The following is a 21,698-nucleotide window of genomic DNA, read 5'->3' as shown; positions in this document are numbered from 1 at the left end:
ATAAAAACAGAAATGCTATTATCCATTCCCTCTAAAGAGAAATTCATCCCTTTTGAAATAAAACCCTGTAAAATAAATCTATGAGAAAACTAAAGTTACTTTTTGTGATGGCTTTTGTCGTTCTGGCGGCAAATGCACAAACGATTGTAGGGGGTACCGAAGATCAGGTATCGTCGCCAACAGAAGGCGTTATTAATTCCAGCTTTGTCAGCGAAACGAACATGAAAGGAGACCTGCTGCAAATGCTGGCCAACTTCATGACTTATGTGAAAAACGATTATATAGATGCCGCTGCAACTAATAGTGCAGGAGAAGCTTGCGGTTATTTTAAAGGTGAAAATAGTGCGGGAAGTAATGAGCAAGGTGTAAGACCTAATGCTGATCTTTCCATGATCTGTGCATTTTTGTACAAATACGGAAAAGATAAAGTGACACTGCCCACCGGTGTAACCTGGGACGATGTGAATAATATGGCAAGAAAGAGTTTGATATTTGCTTATTCTACCCATAAGGCCAATAAATTGAAAACCTGTGCGGCCGGTGATTACTGGGGATCTACCAGCACTTCCGATTACGTCTGGGAAAGTTCATTATGGTCCATGTCGGTTGCCTATTCTGCCTTTTTTCAATACGATCAGCTGACAGCTGCACAGAAACAATATGTGTATAATCTGGTAAAATCAGAATGTAACTATGAGTTGACCCGCACTATCCCTACCGGTTTCTCCGGTGATACAAAAGCAGAAGAGAATGGTTGGGAAACCAATATTCTGGCTTGTGCTTTGGGCTTATATCCGAATGATGCTTTGGCTTCGCAGTGGTATGATCGTTTGCGAGCATTTGCCATTAACTGTTATTCTCAGTTTACTGATGTCTCAGATGTGACCGTTATCGATCCGGAGTACAATACGAAGACTGTGAAAGATCTCTATTTAGGAAAAAACCTTTATGACGATTACACACTTCAGAATCACAACTATTTCCATACCTCTTACCAGAATGTGGTGATGCAGGAGTTGGGTGAAAGTGCATTAGCCCTGAAAATGTTCCAGAACGGAATTGCAGGTACTGAGAAATGGAAAACAAATGCCCTGATGCACAACAACCAGAATGTAATGGATAAAGTGCTCAACAAACTTGCCCTTGCTGATGGTGAGTTGGCTATGCCAAACGGCAATGACTGGAGTTTGTTCCTGTATGACCAGATAACTTCATATTCAACGATAGCCTGTTTCCTGAAAGACCCGAATGCGTTGATGCTGGAAAATGTGGCGTATAAAAATATCAAAGCCAGACAAGGAACAACTACCGATGGCAGCTGGTTGTTGCGTGCAGATGTAGGCGCACGTCGTATGGGGGTTCAGGCTCACCGTGTAATGATGAGCTGGCTGATGCACGAAATGGCATCCACTGCTGATGTAACTCCAACGAACTGGACTGACTTCAGAAAGAATCATGACGCAGCTGAAGTGTTTACTTCACAAAATATCGTAAGAGCCAATACAAAAGATCGTTTTACCTGTTTTTCCTGGAGCAGCGGTATCAGTAGCTACACCGGATATTTTACTCAGAATTGTCCGGACAAAAATAAAATCGTGGTTCCGTACAAAGCCAATAACACCGGTAATATCCTGGGTTGGTACACCGTGAGTGGAAAAGCGACCAATGCAGCACCTGTAACAAGCGGCATTTACAATCTCCAAGGCAACAGCTACACCATGAACGGCGTAATTAATACCAACGATGTTTCATTGACCAATAACTTCGCTCTTTATTCTACTCCGGGGAATGCGTTGATCTATCTGGATTATGTAAAAGCCAACAGTGCGGTAACGATTACCGGAGCCAGAGGTGGATTGCTTGCAATCAGTACGGATGACCTGACCAAAGTGAAACGAACAATCTATCATCAGAACGGACGCTATCAAACAGATGGTGCAACGACAGTTCCTTTTGCCACTTCATGGGCAAACATTGACAACCAGATCGGTATTGTAACACCCGGAAATAGCAGCATGGCTTTTGGTGACAGGGCTGCAAATAACTCTATCAATACTACAAATTTTTATCCGTTGTATAGTGCCGCCAGTAGAACAGTGGCTAGTGGAGATGTCGTTGATCGTCGTCAATTGATTTATTACAGCGGAGTTAGCGCCGATAAAACCAAAGAACTGGCAGCTAACACTATTGTGCTGAAAGATTCACTTCCGACAGGATGGAACGGGGTTATTGCAACAGATCCGGACAGTGTACGATATATGTTGGTCAGTAACTTTGTCGGTGCTACAACGGCTGATATGAAACCAATCAGATTATCCGAAGGTGCGCCGGTATTCTCTGTTCCGACCGATATTTCAGGAGGAAAGTCAACTGCTCATTTTAGCCTCGCAACATCCAGAAGTGTAGGTAATGCTCTAAGGGTGTTTGTTACATCGGGTGACATCACCGCTCAGCAAACTGCAGATTCAATCAGTGCATTGCTGATTAATACAACAGCTTCACCAAAAACGATCGGGGTAATGATTATCACGGGTCAGGGTAAAATCACTGGTAACATTGATGTTCCGGCTAATAGCCGCGTCGTAGTAACCGCTAAAAATGGAGAATTGCTAGCTTCGAATGCACCGGTACCGCAGACTCCCAGCAATGACATCACCGTTCTTGCGCTGAAAAATGCCAGCTTCGATGCATCACCGGTAACCTACAACGTGGCGGGAACATTAAATACAAGTGCGGTAAACATGTGGACCGGAGCGGGCTGGACCAGCGCGTATGCCTACAATGTGACCGACTGGACCAACCGCAGTATCGTTTCATCCAATTCAACATTTACAGCAACCTACGCTTTGGGATCATCGGCAACTTTCAATAGTATAGCAGTTCCAAAGACAGATAAAAGCGGCAGCAGTGCCGGAGCCTGCTTAGGTGCATCATCCGGATGGGGTTCCGGTAATGCAGTGCAATTTACCCAGAAAGTGCTATTGCCTGCCGGTAATTACAAAATGAATTACGATGCGTATAACGGCAACACCAGTGCAACTACCCTTCTTGCTAATTTAAACGGCTTTCGTAACGGCTCTGCGACCTATTATGACCCAACGACCACTATCGCGGCATCTGCATGGATAACCTCTTCTGCCAGCGCCTATTTTGCAACACCTACTCAGTGTGAGGTAAGTGTAGGTGCGAGCTGTTCAAGTGGGGGGTCGGGAGCCGGTCCCAAATTATTTTTAGACAATGTCCGTATCCTGACCGACCAGAGTGTGGAGAGTGTAGAAAGCTTTTATTGGGGCATGGCCAGGGACAGCGCACAGGCGGCGATGAATCGTTATCCGACCGTTACAAGCGGTGATTTGTATAACAATCTTCAAACGGCTTTACAGCAGATCTACACTACGATAACAGAATGTGCCACAGCCATACAGACGCTTAAGGATGCAACAGCTAAATTTCTGGCGGGAGCAGGTATTATCAATGGCGTAAATTCGGTAAATGTGAATGGCCTTGAAGATACTCCCCAGACTGTGTACAATGTCTATGGTCAGATGATAGGTTCGAGAAAGTATACAAAAGCAGAAGCTTTGAAAAGCCTTAATAATGGCATATATATCATCGGTCATGAAAAAGTAATTATTCTTTCAAAATGAAGATTCTCATTGCTTGTTTGAATATAGATTGACTCAAACTTATCTATAGGCTACAAGTGTGGACGGAATAATAGAGCCGTTTTGGTGGTGTTCTATTGTTTTTTGATGGTGAGAGCCGCAGCGTGAGTTGCGGCTCTTTTGCTTTTTATGAATGAGCACGGAATGTAGTAAAAGGTTTCTAGTTATTGGAATCGATTCTCAAAACCGTTGTTATGGTTGTGTGCGGTAGAATGTGTTAGGTAGATGTGGCTTTTTATTTTTCGGATTGTGTGGATTCCGGAAGTATTGATTTTTGATAACAATAATCGTAAATTTGGAGAGTATAACCACGTATTCAAGATTTAATCCAAATCAACTATTATGCAGCAACTAGATGATATCCTTAAGTTTTATCTCAGCTCTGACACCAATCACGCATTGATGATTACAGGTGAATGGGGAACAGGAAAGACATTCTATTTTAAAAACACACTTCATTGTCAAATATCAGATACATCTGTTTATTGTAACCAAACAAAGAAATATAAGCCCATTCATATTTCTTTGTTTGGCTTAAAATCGGTAGAACAGATACAGTCAGAAATATTTCTTTCAATTTATCCTTTGCTAAAGAATAAAGCTGTAAAGCTAGGTGCAAGTATTTTTAAATCATTGATTAAGGGGATTTCAAAGTTGAAGCAATTAGATGGATGTTATGAAATAGCTTCTGATATTGAAATAAAAAAAGAGGAATGGATAAGTTTTGATGAGCTGGTAATTTGTTTTGATGATCTTGAGCGAATTAGTGAGTCGTTAAAACTTGAAGAGTTTATCGGTTTTGTGAACTCATTAGTAGAGAATGAGAATGTGAAGATACTGATTATAGCAAATGAAGGTAAAATTGATCACGAGAGATACCATGTTCTAAAAGAAAAAGTTATAGGTAATTGTATTGAGTTTGTTCAGGATTTGAATGCAATCTATGACAGTATTATTTCTGCTAAGTTTGAAGGATCTCCAAAATATAAATCTTTTCTGGAAACCCATAAAGACTATATTCTTAAAGTCTTTTCTCCGTATTCTACCAATCTGAGAACACTCATTTTTGCGCTCTCGTATTTTCAAAGTATATTCTCTAAATTTGAAATCAATATTGATAAGCAGCACATTCTTAGATCAAAAGAGAAGGAGATAATGGAGGCTTTGCTCAAATTTACTATTGTAATTTCTATTGAATACAAAGAAGGAAAAATAACTTATCAAAGACGAAATGATTTGGATTCAGATGGAATTCATATGGTTTTGGGCAGGATAATGTATAATGGAATACAAAATGAACAAGTCGAAGAAGTTGAAAAGGAGAAAACATATTGTGAGATGTTTATCCAAAGATTTTATTCCGATTTAGATTATCATTTCTATGATTCTGTTTATAGTTTTCTGACAGGAGGTGAAATTTTCTCTTTTAATAAACTGAGAAAAGAATTGGAAGAGAAATACAATATTTTAGACGATAAAATATTACCTCAATATGAGCTCTTTAATATGCTGAGTTACCCTTCGGTTTTCTCAATATCAGATGCCGATTATAAGAATTTAGTCATCGAGTTAATGAAATATGTTGATTTAGGTGCGTATAATATAAAAGATTATCTTACTGTTTTTTATTTCGCTTCTACTTTTGGTAATCCAATAGGATATAATTTAGATAGACTAGAGAAACGTGTAATTAATGGAGTAAAGAGATATAAAAATGAATATGTGCCAAATTTGAATGTATTCTTAAGTATTGATGATCAAGCGCAAAATAAAGAAAGACTGCATCGAATAAGGGCTGTTGCTTTAGAAATTAATCAAAGGCTTGAAGAAAAACAATTAAAACTTGAGGCCAAACGATTGGAAGAGTTGTGTTATACGGATTTTTATGCATTCAAGCAAGAACTGTTTAACAATCAAATATTACTTTCTGGAGTGAGAATTCTGTATAAGCCGATTTTGTCATATTTCAGCCCAGATAAGTTTTATAGATTATTTCTTAATGCTGACAATCATATGCGATATGAGATTCGTCTATTTTTACTTAGCCGTTACTATGAAGTTCCACCAGAACTAATTCTGGCAGAAAGAGATTTCCTTACTATACTTAAAAATAAGATTGATCGTAAAAGTAAGTCCTTGGAGAAAAAAGGAATAGGTTACTATTTGTTTGAAAAGTTCCAAAAAGAGTTGCATGATAAAATAGAGTCTTAACATTGACTTATTTGTGAGTATTATAGGAATTAAATATTTGTCCTTGATTCCAAAGTTCCAACCCTCAGAAAGGATTACGCTATTCTCCCCGGAAACTCAGTTTCCAGCTCCCCCTCACCACCCCCTGGAAACTCAGTTTCCAGCCCCAACCGAGGTCGGTTCTTGTCAGAAACTCAGTTTCCAGGCAGAACTGACCTCGGTTCTTATCAGAAACTGAGTTTCCGGGCAGAACCGAGCTCCGTTCTCGTTAGAAACTCAGTTTCCAGGTAGAACTGAGCCTGGTTCTTGTTGGAAACTGAGTTTCCAGGTCAAACTGACCTCAGTCCTGATTGGAAACTGAGTTTCCGGCAATTATTCCTGATTTTTCATTACGAAAAAACGTGCGAAAGAGTCTGGTTGAGACAGAGAGTACATCCAATGAAGCATTCTCTTGCTAAAAAGCAGGAATCTCTTTGTGGAGGCATTATGCAAGGATTCCCGCACTGTCGTTTAAGTCTGTAAATGGGGTCTTATGTACTGTTATATTGAGGTTGATTGTTGTTTGGAGTGATTCTAAATGTTTAATTTGTGGTTAAATTATTCCCCTTTGTGTGTTTAATGTTTCAAATAAAATTCCCAAATTGAGCCACGTATTTTACCACATTAAAACTTTTCTTTATGAAGTATCAACTAGAACCACTCCGCTTGGCGGGTCTGCCTAACCTCGATGCCGGGCAGCTTATCAGACGGCACCTGAGCGATATCGCAACGCTCGATCCGGCTCTGATTACCAACGAGCCGTTAAAAGATTACCTCACCCGCTTAAACGCCAGTGAGGCAACTTATGAAAAAGCACTGTTACAGGTGCAAGTCAATGAAGAGTCAGCTAAAATCGCAGCAGCCGATGGTAGCCGTGATAAGTCAGTATCGGTTATCATATCGGCCATCAGCCTGCATTCCAAATCGGATGATGCGGCTGAAGTGGAGGCAGCACACAGTCTCTCTATCCTGATGAATACCTACAAAGGAATTACGGAAGAGAAGTATGAGGCTGAGAGTCTGGGATTGGATAAAATGGTTGAAGCGTTGGAGAGTGACGCGTACAAGGCGAAAGTCGAATTGTTGGGCATGGGCCGTTACGTGACCCGTGTGAAAGAGACCAATGAGGCATTCAAGTCATTGTTTGGCAATCGACTGGTAGTGGAAGCCGCCACGGTGTCATACAATGCCAAGCTGCTGCGCAAGGAGTTATACTCCCTCTATAACGAGACGACGCAATACATCGTGTCGATGGACAATGCACTGGATACCCCGGAATTTGTCAAAGTGCTGGAGTTGATCAATGAAGCCCGCAGTTATTATGCCAATCAGCTGGCACGTAGCCAGGGCGTGAAAGACAAAGCGACAGAAGAAGCTAAGGGAAGCGTGAATTGATAATTAGCTAAGATAACTTTTCAAAGTTTCAAACTCTGGAAAAATTACGATAGTTGCTAAACCTCCAAGGTTTCTAAAACCCTGGAGGTTTTTCATGTAACATCAGGCTCAGTTTTTCAATTTCTATCCATCCGACAAGCGGCCTGAAGCCGCTGTTCGGTGTGTGCCAGCAATCTTGAAGATTATTTCTTAGGATCAGAGCTGGCAGTTTAGAAACTGTATTAATTTTGAGTCCAGGTTCCCGTTGTGCTCAAACTTGACCCAGGCACTGAGTGCTGATTCGGAAGATTTGAAAATGAGAGACATTATAACACCATAAATAATATGATAAGAAGTGTAAATAGAAACGATAGACGTTTCTCTAATATTTCATCGTTTATAGATTCAATAGTGATATGTTTAATCATTTCGGCTATTATTAGCTTGTTTCTTAATAGCCTATTATTATGGTTGTTTAGCTTTGTAATAATGGGATATATAAGTTCTCTTTTCACTCTGAATATCTTTACTCTAAATGATGATTATATCGAGGTCTGTTATCCTCTTCGTTTATTTAATCGAAAAAGAAGAATAGATTATATGATTATCAGAAGTGTTGTTTATTGCCCAGTTGTAAGGTATAGAGGTGCAGTAATAGGTTTATTAACTACATCAGATAGGATTAATTATTCCAATTCATTTTCTTGTTTTAGACCAAGACGAATTATGAGTGTTTTGAAATATTTACAATTGAAAGGGCTTAAAATAGATATAAGAAGTGATTCAGAAAGGGACAATACTATTTTGGATAAATAATTGAGGTGTATCTAGATTAAATGAATGCCTAAAGGTTGAATTGGAGTTCTAAAAGGGGAGAAATAATTATGATCAAGTTTGTATTACTATTACCATTCTCTATTGTCTGCTTTGTATTGGGATATAATTTTATCTTTAATACTAACAAGACAATTTCAAAATTTGTCTTGTTAGCCAGATATGAAGAGGGCTCAAAATTCTACAACATATTAAAGAGTAAGTCTAATGCAATATGGATGAAAATATGTGGTGTCTTTATGATTGTCTTTGCGTTAGCATTATTATTAGTTGGAGTAATCCGACAAGCGGCCTGAAGCCGCTGTTCGGTGTGTGCTAGCGATCAGCGGCTTCAGGCCGCTTGACGCGTAATAGAGAAATGTAAGTTGTATTGGATATTGATAGTTTGAAAACTTAAAACAGTTTTGATACCACTCACCTCTACATTTCAGCTAAGATTATCCTTTTATTCTTACGATAACCCCCAAAAACAAAGCCGCCGGACAACCATCCGGCGGCTTTGCTATTATGCTTTGTGAGAATCGATATACTCTTTCGGAGTAAGACCAAATTCAGTCTTGAAGCAGCGACTGAAGTATTTCGGGTCATTAAATCCTACCGCATAAGCGATATCCGAGATATTACCCACGTGGTTGACCAGCATTTTTGCGGCGTGCTTCAGGCGGATATTGCGGATAAATTCGCCGGGTGACAATCCTGTCAATGATTTCAGCTTACGGTGCAGGGTCGATTTGGAAGTCCCCATATCGATGGCAAACTGGTCGAAGTCGAAAGCGATATCCGCCAGTTTATCCTCTACCGCTTTCACCGCCTGTTGCAGGAAGGTCTCGTCGATGGAACCGTATTCCATTTCGGTGATGTTGATATCCTGGTTACTTTGGAAGGAAACATTCTTCTGTCTTCTCCGGCTGATCAGGTTTTCGGCACGGGCATCGAGTACACGGAGTTCAAATGGCTTGGAAATATAAGCATCAGCACCGGCATTGTAACATTCGATACGATCCTCGATACTGTTTTTCGCCGTCAGCATCAGCATATTGATGTGGCTGGTGGAGATGTCGTTCTTCACCAGCTTGCAGAAGGAGAGTCCGTCCATCTCCGGCATCATGATATCGCTGATGATCAGGTCCACCTCGTTTTCTTTCAGGAGTTCCAATGCCTGCACCCCGTTTTCGGCAGAGAGGACATTGTATTTCGGACGGAAGTTCTCAACAATCAACGTGTTCAGCTCGCGATTGTCTTCCACTACCAGGATTGTCTGGTTCTCCTGAGTTTCCTGTTGCTCCGGAGTCAGGATCACATCATCGTGTCCGGTGAGTTCGGGTACCGCCGGGATTGTCTCCTGAGGTTCTTCCTCTACATAAATCTCATCGTCGGAGTAGGATTCTCTCGATACCGGGATTTCAAAGGTAAATACAGCCCCTTCGCCCAACTGGCTTTTCACTTCGATATTTCCTTTATGCAACTGGATAAGATCGTAGGTTAATGCCAATCCGATACCGTGACTCTGGCTCTGGTCAGAAGCGCTACTGATGTAAAAGCGCTTAAAGATATGCGGAATATCTTCCTCGGCAATACCTGCTCCATTATCTGAAACGGAGAGGCGGAGGATAACATCCTCCATCCGGGGAATGAAGCTCATCTTAACAGCAATCTCACCACCGTTTGGCGTATATTTAAAGGCATTTGACAGCAGGTTGTAGAGAATCTTATCCAGCTTATCCGGGTCGAAGTAGGCCATGTAGCTCTGCTCGTCCGAGATAATGGAGAATTTGATATTCTTCTCTACCGTCAACGGTTGGAAGTTGGACTGGCAAATGCTATTGACAAATGCAATCACATCGCTCTCCTGAATCTTCAGCTTCATATTTCCGCTTTCTGTTTTCCGGAAAATAAGAATCTGCTGAATCAATCTTTTCAGGCGGTTGGCATTTGCCTTCATAATATCAAACTGCGCAGAGTCGCTTTTGTAGCGTTTTTGCAGCCCTTCGATAATCAGCATGATGATTGTTAACGGCGTCAGCAGTTCGTGGGAGATATTGGTAAAGTAGCGCAGCTTGATTTGCGCCAGCTCTTCCGACTTCAGCTTCTCGATGTTGGAAATCTTCAGTTCGTTACGGAGGCGGATACGGTTAACCACCATTCTTGACATAAAATAAGCCGCAGCACCCAGCAGTGCCAGGTAGATCAGATACGCCCACCATGTTTTGTAAGCCGGGGGAAGGATTTTGATCTCCAGCGAGGTAACTTTATCACTCCAGATGCCGTTTTCATCACAGGCTTTTACCAGAAACGTATAAGTTCCGGTAGGGAGGTTGGCATAGTTGACGAAGCGGCGGTTATTTCCAACATAAGTCCAGTCTTTATCAACGCCTGAAAGCATGTAAGCATACTGAATTTTCCCTGCTGATGCGATGTCAAGAGCCGAGAACTCAATACTCAGGTTACTTTCGTCGCTTTTCAGTACAACTCTGTTTTTACGTGCGTTGAAATGCTGGAAATCGGTATCGTCAAAGATTGATTTATTCTGAATCAGGATATCTGTCAATGCCACCTGTTGTTTACTTGAGTGAGAAGGGTTGATGTGGCTGGCCGGATTGAAGGCGCAGATACCGTTATTTCCACCATAGAGGATTTGGCCTGATTTGAGTTTCAGATGTGAGTCTTTGTAAAAGGAAGAGATCAGCATCCCGTCAGAATTGGAAAAATAGGTCGCAGTATGGGTTTGCGGATTGTACTTGATGATTTTTTTCACCGAAGTAATCCAAAGCATGCCGAAATCATCTTCCAGAATATCCATGATTCCCTCTTCGGTAATGCCGTAAAGACCGCTGATATCGGTAGCGGTATGCTCTTTGGCATTGTAAAAGTAGATACATCCCTCTTTTGTTCCGATATAGATATCGCCGTTTTTCGTACAGCAGATGCTTTGTACGCTCAGGCTTTGGTAGTTATCTATGGTCAGGTTTAACCGGGATGAGGTGTAGGTTATTTTCCCACCCTGATTCTGTGGGTGAAATATATAGACGCCCTCTTTTTCGGTTCCCACCCAGATGTTCTTCTCTTTGTCTTCGCAAATGGTATTTACAAACTCTAACCCGGGCGACATTTTTCGGATATCGGCATTACCTGACTGAATAAAAAGCCCACGGTTTGATCCGATCCATACATTTCCACGAGAGTCTTCGTAAAGCGTTGAAATACTATTTTCAGAGGAGTGTGTTTTATCCAGAGGCAAGGTTTTTACATAATCCAAATCTCCGGAGCTGCTTTTACGGAATGTCTGGATGTAGTTATCCCCTTCATTTGCCATCCAGATTTCATTGTTTTTTGAGATGTATTTCAAAGCACTGATGCTTCTCATGTTTTTGGCAACAGTGTTGGCGGGACGTTTGATATTGCCGCTTTTCAAATCAAACTGGAACAAACCGATCCGGTTGGCTACAATATAGATTTCGCCAGATGGTAGTTCGCAAAAACGGGTGATATAAGGGGCGAAATTGTAACTGCTGATAAACTCGCTCAACGGATAGTTGTTGATGACAAGCTTATTGAAGTCGAGCTTAAACAGACCATCACCAACAGAACCGAGCCACAAATTGCCCTTCCGGTCTTTGATGATTTCGTGAAATAGTTTATTGGAAGAGGAGGTGAAAAACTTATCTGCATCAGATACGACGTAGGAATTCGCGTTATCTTTGGAAATAAGGATTAAACCATTGAATGTGATAGCCCAGATGTATCCGTACTTGTCGTCCTGAACGATACTATATACAATATCATCTACCTTTTTAGACGATTGGGCTGAGACCGGCAAAGGGCGAACCGTGATTCTGTTAGCCGCATCGACTGTCATATTGAAAATGCCGTCGCCCCAGGTACAGACCCAGTAGAGTCCGCTCTTATCCTGCATAATGCGGAACGGATTATTAGATGCACCTATTTGAGGGGCAAATGAGATCTTCTTTCTCGATTTGTCTATCCAGCAAGCCCCGCCTTTCCAGGTTGAGAGCCAGATGCGACTCGCACGGTCTTCGAAAATCTGGCTGACTGAGTTGTATTTTAACTTTAAAGGAGAGTTTGCATCGGTGGAATACCGGATGTAATGTTCTGAATTGGGTTCAAAACACAATACCCCGTTATTGGATGTCGCTACCCAGATGTAGCCTTTAGAATCAATAACCAGGTTGTTGATTCGTTCTTTTTTAAGATAAGGATTATCGAGCGTGGTGATCGAATAGCTTTTCTTGTCAATAATATTAATACCTTCCAGCGTACCTACCCAGATCCGGTTATTATTGTCTTCGGCAATGCATTGAATTTCATTGTTGGTCAATTTGCCGGGAGTAAAAGCGCTCGAACGGAATACTTTCACATCGTAACCGTCAAAACGGCATAACCCGTCTTTGGTCCCAAACCACATGTAACCCTCCTTATCGTTAAAGATGCGGATGACAGAGTTGGATGGAAGCTTATCTGAGTAAGGAAAATTCTCGAAATGGAGACGGGAGGGCTCAGAAAATAGATTCTGAAAGAATACAACTAAAAGAAGAATAAGAAAACTTAGTCTGTATCTGATCATGGTCAATAAATGGTGATGGTGAATTTCACTGCAATATTACGAATTTATAAGGGGTTATCGGGATTTGAGCCTCTGAAAATTGCTTAATACAAAGTACTCCCCGGGGGATATTCGACTGCTTACTCAAGCAACAGAATAGATTTTTCCGTTGTATAATGTGTTATGTAATGAAACTGGCGAAAAATAAATCAGGAGAAGACGATCAATTCAGTTACAATAATAATTCGCCCTGAGATTAATGACAAAATGACCTGATAATGTACTATTCTGACTAATTACTGTATCTTGCTTTTTATTCAATTGCCCTAATTTTGTAATATCAATAGTTGTGCTTGATGATGAGAAAAGCATAATGTTTACAGGTTTTCAAATCTATCGTTGGAATCAAATTTAATCTATAATTAATCATTAACGTACATGAAAAAAGGTCAGTGGAAAAGAGCGCTTCTCTTTTTCTTATTATTTGCCGGCAAATTAATGAGTTCATTCGCTGGAGAATTGTTACCGGCATTACAGCCGAAAGATTTTGTGGCTTATCTTTTTGTCTATTTTACAGGAAATGCCAAAGCCGACGAGTCTATTCACTTTGCCGTCAGTAGCAATGGGTATAACTATTATGCGCTGAATAATAATCAGCCCGTACTGAATTCCGCAGCCATCAGTGAAACAGGAGGAGTACGCGATCCGCATATCCTGCGTGGCGAAGATGGTACATTCTACATGGTAGCGACGGATATGGTATGTGCCAAAGGTTGGGATTCCAACCGTGCTATGGTATTGTTGAAATCTGATAACCTGGTAAACTGGAAATCGACTGTAATCAATATTCAAAAGAAATATGCGGGGCAGGAAAACCTGAAACGCGTATGGGCTCCGCAAACGATTTATGATGCCAATGCAAAGAAATACCTGATCTACTGGTCAATGCAGTATAGTGGCGGACCGGATGTCATCTATTATGCTTATGCCAATAAAGATTTTACCGATCTTGAAGGTGAACCCAAACCGTTGTTTGTTCCGGCTGATAAGAAATCGTGTATCGACGGTGATATCGTTTATAAAGACTCTACCTTTTATCTGTTTTATAAAACCGAAGGCCACGGCAATGGCATCAAAAGAGCGACAACAAAAGATCTGACTTCCGGAAAATGGGAGGAATATGATAAATACCTTCAGCAGACACCAGAAGCTGTAGAAGGAGCCGGAACCTTTAAACTGAATAACACTAACGACTATGTCCTGATGTACGATATGTACATGAAAGGAAAATATCAGTTTACCAGAAGTTCGGATCTGACAAACTTTACGGTAATTGACCAGGATGTGACTATGGATTTCCATCCACGTCACGGAACGGTAATGCCTATTACCCGCCAGGAGCTGAATGCCCTGATTGCAAAATGGGGAAGACCTGCAAACTTCACATTTACTCAGAATAATCCGGTATTAACCGGTTACTTTGCCGACCCAGAAGTGCTTTACGCTAAAAAGACCGGCAAATATTATATTTATCCGACCAGTGATGGCTTTGACGGATGGAGTGGAACTTACTTCAAAACATTCTCATCTTCCGATTTGAAAAACTGGAAAGATGAAGGAGTTATCCTCGACCTGAAGAAAGATGTTTCCTGGGCAAATCGCAACGCGTGGGCTCCCTGTATCATTGAAATGGGCAAAGGCAAGAAGTATAGATACTATTATTATTTTACAGCTGCTCAGAAGATTGGAGTAGCAGTTGCGGATAATCCAACCGGTCCGTTTAAGGATTCAGGCAAACCGATTGTTGCAGAAAGACCTGCAGGCGTAAGAGGTGGTCAGGAGATTGACCCGGATGTTTTTCAGGATCCAGTCAGCAAAAAATGTTATCTTTACTGGGGGAACGGATATATGGCGGTTGCCGAATTGAACAAAGACATGGTTTCAATCAAAAAAGAGACAATCAAAACCATCAAGGTTGACCGTACTTTCCGCGAAGGAACTTATGTTTTCTACAGAAAAGGCACTTACTATTTCTTGTGGTCGGATGATGATACCCGCAGCCCGAACTATAAGGTTCGTTACGGTATGTCTAAGTCTCCTCTTGGTCCATTGGATATTCCGGCTAACAATATTGTCATTGCTAAAGCTCCGGAAAAAGGAATTTACGGAACCGGTCATAATTCTGTTTTGCAGATTCCTGGAAAAGACGAATGGTATATCGTTTACCACCGTTTCCCATATCCTGACGGAATCAAAATGGGGGATCCAGCAGGTTTCCACCGCGAAGTTTGCCTTGATAAGATGGAGTTCAATGAAGACGGAACCATCAAACAAGTTACACCGACTTTTTAATGTCTCAATCAAATTCATAAGAAAATGAGATTTCACCTGAAATTATTTTTGCTTGCGGGTTTCCTTTCAATGGGAATTGCGCAAGCAAATAATCAGGCTGCTTCTAATCCGGAAAACGATAATGTTTTCTGGTTGGAGCAGCCTGATTATGCTTTAAGCCCGAAGACGGGAATGACCCGCAAGCACTGGAAAGATGCCGCTCTTTATCTGTTGAAAGGAACATTCGGTTATGTCAAAACGATAGATGACCCGATGAAATTCCCCAAACAGCCGGGAAAAAGCTATCCGCAGAATGACAATCAGATTCCGACAGAGAAACTGGAAGGTCTTTGCCGTACGCTCTTTGTGGCTGCTCCTTTGCTGAAGGAAGATCCTAATCTGGAAATCAATGGAATCCGGGTAGGGGAATATTACCGCCATCAGATTCAGAATCTGATTGATCCGAATAGTCCGGCTTACATCAAACCCCGTTCTAAGAACGGTGGCCCAAGCCAGATACTGGTGGAGTTTGGTGGTCTTTCGGTAGCTCTTTTTGCCATCCCCAATATCTTGTGGGAGCCTCTGTCGAAAGAGCAGAAAGATGCCCTGGCATCGACCATGCTTAGCTATGGCGATGGCCCTACTGTCGATTCCAACTGGAAGTTCTTCAATATTTTCGTAATGAGTTTTTTCAAGAGCCAGGGATATACCGTCAATGATAAATTGCTGGAGGAGTATTTGCAAAAATCACTCAAAGCATATCGTGGCGAGGGTTGGTATAACGATAGCCCGGCTTTCGATTATTACAGCATGTGGGCATTCCAGATGTATGGCACGCTTTGGTCGGAGTTTTTCGGAAAGAAAAATTACCCGGAATATGCCAAGCAGTTTCAGCAAAACTTTTATGATCTGAAGGATAATTATCCTTACCTCTTTAGCCGTGATGGCAAAATGATTATGTGGGGACGTAGTATCTGTTACCGTACCGGAGCCATTGTGCCGTTTCCATTGATGGGCTTTTACAACCAACCGGATGTTAACTATGGCTGGATGCGCAGGATTGCCTCCGGGGTATTGCTCCAGTTCTTTCAAAATCCCGGTTTCCTCAAAGACGGAGTTCCTACTTTAGGCTTTTACGGTGCATTCGAACCGGCTGTACAGATATATAGTTGCCGGGGAAGTGCATATTGGTTGGCAAAAGCTTTTCTGGGACTTTTAGCTCCGGCCGATAGCCCTTTTTGGACGGCCAAAGAGAATGAAGGCCCATGGGAAAATGAACTTCAGATAGGTCAGGTTTATAATAAATTCGAGAAAGGGTCGAATATCCTGATTACCGACTATCCGAATATCGGAGCTTCAGAGGTACGTGCATGGTGTCATGAGAAGGTAAAAGACGACTGGCAGAAGTTCAGATCAACAGAAAATTACAACCGTCTCTCTTACAACAGCGCTTTTCCCTGGCAAGCTGATGGTGAAAACGGTGAAGTGGCGATGAACTATGTAATTAAAAACAAACAAAACAAATGGGAAGCTCTTCGTCTGTATGATTTCAGGAAATTTGAAAACGGAGTGTACTACCGTGATGTTATCCTAGAGACAAATCCGAACGTAAAACTACAGTTGGCGGATATTCCTCTTGCCAATGGCATTTTGCGAGTGGATCGGAATATCAGCACCGATACCGTAGATATGCGTTTAGGCCACTACGCACTGCCGGAGTTGAATACACCGATTCGTGAGGAAAGCCGGAAGGTAAACGGACATCAGGTGCGCATCATCAATAATGGCGAGTACCAGTTGGCGATGATACCGTTGAAGGGATGGGAGAAAATACAAAATGTTCGAGTCTCAGGATTACATCCGGTCAGCGATAAGAGTGCCGTGATTGATGTCTGCGGCCGCTTTATCCCCGGTGACAAGGGTAAGGGCGTTTACATCACTCTGATGCTTTGGAAAAGGGCAAATGAATTGTGGACTAATGACGAGCTGGATCCGGTGAAGAAGATTATCGGGTCAGGAGACGGACAGACCATTGAGGTACTCTTAAAAACGGGAGAAACTAAAACGGTGGTATTTTAAATATGTAAATTTTTGATTCATGGATAGTACAAAGGCAGGGGATATTCTTCTGCTTTTGTTTTTTACTTGAAGCAATGCCGGAAATGTTTTTGCTGAATAAAAATTAGCTCTTCTCAGAATCGAAATGCCATAATCGACGAAAAATAACTCGTTCTCAAACCTGTGACGCACTTAATTGACGAAAAAATGATTGCTCTCAAACCTTGATACACATAATTGACGAAAAAATAGTTGTTTTCAAACTGTGATGCAAGTAATCAGCCCCAAAATAACCGTTCTAAAATCAAAGAATAGTCGTTTGTCGAGTAATTGATAGTATCTCAAGCTGGAAAATGATTAGTTGACAAATAAACTTCAAGTCAATATTTGATCAGGTTGAGGGTCGCTGAAAAAATAGCGTTGCTGCAAAACAAATCTTTCCAGAGGATCACAAATGAAAACAGCCCTGGCAATATGTCATAGACACAATGCCAAGGCTGTTCTTTTTATAAACCTGAAGATTCTAAAAATCAGAATCCGCAATGTAAAGCTCTGATACCCCAGAATACCAATGCACTAACAATCCCTGCTGCCGGGATCGTTAATACCCATGCCGCTACGATACGGATTGCTGTTTCCCATTTTACACCAGCCAGATTCTGAACAGAACCTACGCCAATAATAGAACCGGAAATAGTGTGAGTAGTGGAAATCGGAATTCCCAAATGAGTAGCGATGAAGATTGAGCAGGAACCTGCTAACTCAGCACAGAACCCGTGAACAGGTTTCAACTGGGTCAGTTTCATACCCATGGTTTTTACAATTTTCCAACCGCCCATCATGGTGCCGGCTGCCATAGCGACCTGACAAGCCATAATAATCCAGAGTGTTTGGTTACCCATAGAAAGCTCAATATCAGGAGTGTAAATTTTACCGGCTACAAGAATAGCAACAATAACCCCCATTGTTTTCTGGGCATCATTGGCACCGTGGCTGATTGAGTAAAGAGCGGCTGATATCAGCTGTCCGGCACGGAAGGTTGTATCTACCTTTTTCGGAGTCCATTTATGCACCAACCAGATTACTCCTATCATTACAAAGAAACCTAAAACAACACCAACCAGTGGTGCAATAGGGATAAAAGCAGCTGTTTTAGTTACTACATCCCAGTTAATGACAGAAGTGCCTTTATATGCAAGTCCTGCACCCACCAAACCTCCAAGCAGTGCGTGAGAGGAACTGGCCGGAAGTCCGTACCACCAGGTGATAAGGTCCCAAATGATAGCTCCAAGCAGTCCTGCTAATACCACATAAATAAAAGCATTGTCGCCTTGGTCTATTTTAATGATTTTAGCAATAGTGTTTGCTACTTTGGGAGCAAAGATAAACATTGCAATAAAGTTGAAGAAAGCCGCCCACATCACGGCAAAGCGCGGCGAAAGCACGCGTGTGGAAACAATCGTGGCGATTGAGTTAGCCGCATCGTGAAAACCATTGATGACGTCAAAAATCAACGCCAGGGCAACAGTAATACATACGACTATAAAGATTGACCCCATAGATTCTTGTTTTTGTTAAATGAATGAACTGATTCTTCCAAAAAAATGAAGGAGTCGGGGATTATGATTGTTCAATGATTACAGTTTCGATGATGTTTGCTGCATGATTCAAACGGTCAACAGCGCGCTCCATACGTTCGAAGATTGATTTCCATTTCAGCAACATCATTACATCGTTTTGTGAAAACAATGCTGCTACTGCTTTACGGTTGATTTCGTCTGATTCATCTTCAAGATCGTGGATCAATACGCATTTTTCACGCATAACCTGATCGTTCTTTTTGATGTTTTTCAACCCGTGCATCGCAACGTCAAGTGCGTCAACTGCAGCAATAATCACTTTTGCAAATTCAAAAGTTTCATTGCGTACTTCTTCCACACCATAATTAGCAAAACGGTATGCTGATGAATTAATGTTGTCGGCAAAACCGTCAAGGCATTTCACCAGGTTAAAGATATCGTCACGATCGATTGGCGTAATAAATGTACGGTGCAAAAGATCAAGACAAACACGTGAGATGCGGTCTGCATCACGTTCCATTTTTTTGATACTTGTCGATGCTGATTCAAAGCTTTGCTTTCCTTCGACCATTTCAAGGAATGTACGACTGATGTTTTTGTTGATATCCATCAATTGATCGAAATAATCGAAAAAAGCGCCTTCTTTGGGCAAAAGTCCTCGTAACATAAATTTTTGTTTTTGGGTTTTTAAAAGCGACATCAAAGATAGGTATTTTATTCGTAACATCAATAAAATCAAGTTGTAACAGGTTTGTAACATCTCTTTCAGAACTGATAAAATGTGTGACAAAATGAAAGCTGGAACCCTCGAAATACCCCTTATAGCTAACCATTTGCGAATTTGTCAACAGGAAGTCCGAAGTTTCATCAAGGGGGACTTATCGCATGTTTAACAGCGTATTTTTTACATTCTTTATTATTCAGGTCGTGGATTATCAGAAGCCTAAAGCCTGGAAACAGGATGGTTAACCCACTTGAGCTTATCTTGCAAAATAAAAAATTCAACCCTCTATTATTCGTCTTTGTCGATTTTATTCATAAGTGTGCTGCATTAGTATTATATTTGCTTTGAATCACTTATAAATTGAATGAATTATGAAACTGTCAAAAGGTTGGATTGCATTAATTGTTATCGTTGGTCTTATTTTTATTTTGGGAACATGGATGTCGGGTACCTATAACGGTATGGTGACAAAGGATGAAGCTGTGGCCAAAGCCTGGTCGCAGGTAGAAAATGTCTATCAACGCCGCGCTGATCTTATTCCTAATCTTGTTAAAACGGTTGAAGGAGCTGCCAATTTTGAAAAATCGACATTGAAGGAGGTAATGGCAGCCAGGGCTAGTGCGACGTCTGTTAAGATAGACCCGACTCATTTGAATGAGTCGAATATTGCGGCTTTTCAAAAAGCTCAGGATGGTTTATCTTCAGCGTTAAGCAGATTGATGGTTGTAGTTGAGCGTTATCCTGAGCTCAAGGCAAACCAGAACTTTCTTGAGTTACAGGCACAACTGGAAGGCACTGAAAACCGCATCTCGGTTGAACGTGGGAAATTTAATGACGAAGTAAATGGATATAACAATGTAATTCGTCATTTTCCGGGAAATATCATGGCTGTAATGTTCAGTTTTGAGAAAAAAGGTTACTTCCAGGCTCAGGCAGGTGCGGAAAAGGCTCCGGGTGTGAGTTTTGATTTTGGGAAATAGGAGTATATTTATTCTGTCATGCTGAAATAAATGGTTTCGGCATGACTAAATCTAAATGAAAAACACATGGGAGCTTCCAGTTATTTTACAAAAGAACAACAGCATAAAATTACAGAGTCTATTCGGCAGGCTGAATTAGATACTTCCGGTGAGATTCGGGTCAGAATCGAACGATTTTGCAGAGAAGACGTACTCGATCATGCAGCCTGGCTATTCTATCAATTGGAGATGGAAAAGACAGTACAACGTAATGGCGTATTGATTTATGTCGCTGTAGAATCCCGAAAGTTTGCCGTAATAGGAGATAAAGGGATCAATTCCATTGTTCCTCCTGATTTCTGGGATAGTGTAAAAGAGATAATGCGGACTCAATTTGCTCAGGGCAATCTGACAGACGGTATTTCACTTGCAGTGCTTGAAGCCGGGAAATTACTGAAACAGCATTTCCAATACCGTAAAGATGATACAAATGAATTGCCTGATGATATTTCATTCGGGATTTAAAATAAACAAGATAATGAAACGTAGAAATATCAGATCTATTTTCCTGATGATGCTGGTTGGGGTGTTTGCGATAACCATTCAGGCGCAGATTCCTGCGAAGCCCAATCCGCCAAGGTTGGTCAATGATTTAGCGGGCATCTTTTCTGATGAACAACGACAGGAGTTGGAGCAGTCACTTGTCGCATTTAATGATAGCACCTCCAATGAAATTGTTATTGTAACAGTTAATGATTTGGGTGGTTATGATAAAATGACCTTTGCCCAGCAGATTGGTTCGAAATGGGGAGTGGGGAAGGCAAAACGCAATAATGGTATCGTGATTCTCCTGAAGCCTAAAAATGAAACCCGGGGCGAAGCCTTTATTGCAACCGGATACGGACTGGAAGGAGCATTGCCGGATGCCATCTGCAAGAGAATTGTAGAGAATGAAATGATACCTTATTTTCGCCGGAATGATTATTTCGGAGGTGTAGTCAGTGCATTGCGGGTGATTATGCCGGTTGCCCAAGGGGAGTACAAGTATAAAACAGAAAGTCCTAAAAAAGGAGGAGGCTCAGGAATCGGACTCGTCGTCATTATATTTGTCATTATCGTCATTGTGCTGATTAAAAGAGGGAATCGCGGCAATGATGATTTTACTGGTCGTGGAGGCGGAAGCTCAGGACCTGATCTTTGGACGATGATTTTCCTTGCCGGCATGGCTAATCGTAATCATAATGGCTCCTGGGGAAATTTTTCCGGAGGAGGTAGTAGTGATAGCGGTGGCGATTTTGGCGGTTTCGGTGGCGGTGACTTTGGTGGAGGAGGTGCCGGTGGTAGCTGGTAGATATAAAAAAGACCTTCAGCATGAACTGAAGG

The 21,698-nt window shown here is 41.5% G+C and carries 11 protein-coding genes; 8 read left to right on the top strand and 3 right to left on the bottom strand.

Annotated elements, in window-relative coordinates:
* The first annotated feature begins 80 nt into the window (after positions 1 to 80).
* From MLE17_RS12220 to MLE17_RS12210, 3 genes are all read left to right on the top strand, one after another.
* Complete coding sequence (locus MLE17_RS12220) at positions 81 to 3,647, top strand: hypothetical protein (RefSeq protein ID WP_243347036.1); 3,567 nt, start codon at positions 81 to 83, stop codon at positions 3,645 to 3,647.
* Between the two features lie 360 nt (positions 3,648 to 4,007).
* The gene (locus MLE17_RS12215) at positions 4,008 to 5,876 is read left to right on the top strand and encodes a P-loop NTPase fold protein (RefSeq protein ID WP_243347034.1); all 1,869 of its coding nucleotides are present in this window, start codon (positions 4,008 to 4,010) and stop codon (positions 5,874 to 5,876) included.
* Between the two features lie 657 nt (positions 5,877 to 6,533).
* On the top strand, positions 6,534 to 7,289 hold the full coding sequence (locus MLE17_RS12210) for a DUF6261 family protein (RefSeq protein ID WP_243347033.1): 756 nt from the start codon (positions 6,534 to 6,536) through the stop codon (positions 7,287 to 7,289).
* 1,318 nt (positions 7,290 to 8,607) lie between these two features.
* On the opposite strand, the gene MLE17_RS12205 is transcribed toward MLE17_RS12210, so the two are convergent.
* On the bottom strand, positions 8,608 to 12,684 hold the full coding sequence (locus MLE17_RS12205) for a hybrid sensor histidine kinase/response regulator transcription factor (RefSeq protein ID WP_243347032.1): 4,077 nt from the start codon (positions 12,682 to 12,684) through the stop codon (positions 8,608 to 8,610).
* A 477-nt stretch (positions 12,685 to 13,161) separates the two neighbouring features.
* On the opposite strand from MLE17_RS12205, the gene MLE17_RS12200 reads away from it, so the two are divergent.
* Both MLE17_RS12200 and MLE17_RS12195 read left to right on the top strand, forming a co-directional pair.
* Positions 13,162 to 15,015 carry a family 43 glycosylhydrolase gene (locus MLE17_RS12200; protein WP_243347094.1) on the top strand — a complete coding sequence of 618 codons (1,854 nt, stop codon included), beginning with the start codon at positions 13,162 to 13,164 and terminating at the stop codon, positions 15,013 to 15,015.
* Between the two features lie 24 nt (positions 15,016 to 15,039).
* Entirely contained in the window at positions 15,040 to 17,073 is a 2,034-nt protein-coding gene (locus MLE17_RS12195) for a DUF2264 domain-containing protein (RefSeq protein ID WP_243347031.1), read from the top strand.
* 509 nt (positions 17,074 to 17,582) lie between these two features.
* Here the strand turns inward: MLE17_RS12195 and MLE17_RS12190 are convergent.
* The gene (locus MLE17_RS12190; RefSeq protein ID WP_243347030.1) at positions 17,583 to 18,611 is read right to left on the bottom strand and encodes an inorganic phosphate transporter; all 1,029 of its coding nucleotides are present in this window, start codon (positions 18,609 to 18,611) and stop codon (positions 17,583 to 17,585) included.
* A gap of 61 nt (positions 18,612 to 18,672) precedes the next feature.
* Entirely contained in the window at positions 18,673 to 19,299 is a 627-nt protein-coding gene (locus tag MLE17_RS12185) for a DUF47 domain-containing protein (RefSeq protein WP_243347029.1), read from the bottom strand.
* Positions 19,300 to 19,727: 428 nt separating this feature from the next.
* Between MLE17_RS12185 and MLE17_RS12180 the strand changes: the two genes are divergently transcribed.
* From MLE17_RS12180 to MLE17_RS12170, 3 genes are all read left to right on the top strand, one after another.
* Positions 19,728 to 20,336: a LemA family protein gene (locus tag MLE17_RS12180; protein WP_243347028.1), complete on the top strand. Its 609-nt coding sequence runs from the start codon at positions 19,728 to 19,730 to the stop codon at positions 20,334 to 20,336.
* A 66-nt stretch (positions 20,337 to 20,402) separates the two neighbouring features.
* Positions 20,403 to 20,840, top strand: coding sequence for a TPM domain-containing protein (locus MLE17_RS12175; protein ID WP_243347027.1), 438 nt, complete (start codon positions 20,403 to 20,405; stop codon positions 20,838 to 20,840).
* A gap of 13 nt (positions 20,841 to 20,853) precedes the next feature.
* The gene (locus MLE17_RS12170; RefSeq protein ID WP_243347026.1) at positions 20,854 to 21,666 is read left to right on the top strand and encodes a TPM domain-containing protein; all 813 of its coding nucleotides are present in this window, start codon (positions 20,854 to 20,856) and stop codon (positions 21,664 to 21,666) included.
* Positions 21,667 to 21,698 lie beyond the last annotated feature (32 nt).

Origin of the sequence: Parabacteroides sp. FAFU027, from assembly GCF_022808675.1 — a bacterium.
In the GTDB taxonomy this organism is placed as follows: Bacteria; Bacteroidota; Bacteroidia; order Bacteroidales; family UBA7332; genus CAXXIC01.
The sequence above is the reverse complement of the archived record's forward strand: the minus strand, read 5'-3'. Positions and strand labels throughout refer to the sequence as shown.

Bases quoted from the DNA above. Each gene is read 5' to 3' on its own strand.
- MLE17_RS12205 (WP_243347032.1), bottom strand. From the start codon at position 12,684: ATGATCAGATACAGACTAAGTTTTCTTATTCTTCTTTTAGTTGTATTC.
- MLE17_RS12175 (WP_243347027.1), top strand. From the start codon at position 20,403: ATGGGAGCTTCCAGTTATTTTACAAAAGAACAACAGCATAAAATTACA.
- MLE17_RS12210 (WP_243347033.1), top strand. From the start codon at position 6,534: ATGAAGTATCAACTAGAACCACTCCGCTTGGCGGGTCTGCCTAACCTC.
- MLE17_RS12200 (WP_243347094.1), top strand. From the start codon at position 13,162: ATGAGTTCATTCGCTGGAGAATTGTTACCGGCATTACAGCCGAAAGAT.
- MLE17_RS12190 (WP_243347030.1), bottom strand. From the start codon at position 18,611: ATGGGGTCAATCTTTATAGTCGTATGTATTACTGTTGCCCTGGCGTTG.
- MLE17_RS12180 (WP_243347028.1), top strand. From the start codon at position 19,728: ATGAAACTGTCAAAAGGTTGGATTGCATTAATTGTTATCGTTGGTCTT.
- MLE17_RS12220 (WP_243347036.1), top strand. From the start codon at position 81: ATGAGAAAACTAAAGTTACTTTTTGTGATGGCTTTTGTCGTTCTGGCG.
- MLE17_RS12195 (WP_243347031.1), top strand. From the start codon at position 15,040: ATGAGATTTCACCTGAAATTATTTTTGCTTGCGGGTTTCCTTTCAATG.
- MLE17_RS12170 (WP_243347026.1), top strand. From the start codon at position 20,854: ATGAAACGTAGAAATATCAGATCTATTTTCCTGATGATGCTGGTTGGG.
- MLE17_RS12215 (WP_243347034.1), top strand. From the start codon at position 4,008: ATGCAGCAACTAGATGATATCCTTAAGTTTTATCTCAGCTCTGACACC.
- MLE17_RS12185 (WP_243347029.1), bottom strand. From the start codon at position 19,299: ATGTTACGAGGACTTTTGCCCAAAGAAGGCGCTTTTTTCGATTATTTC.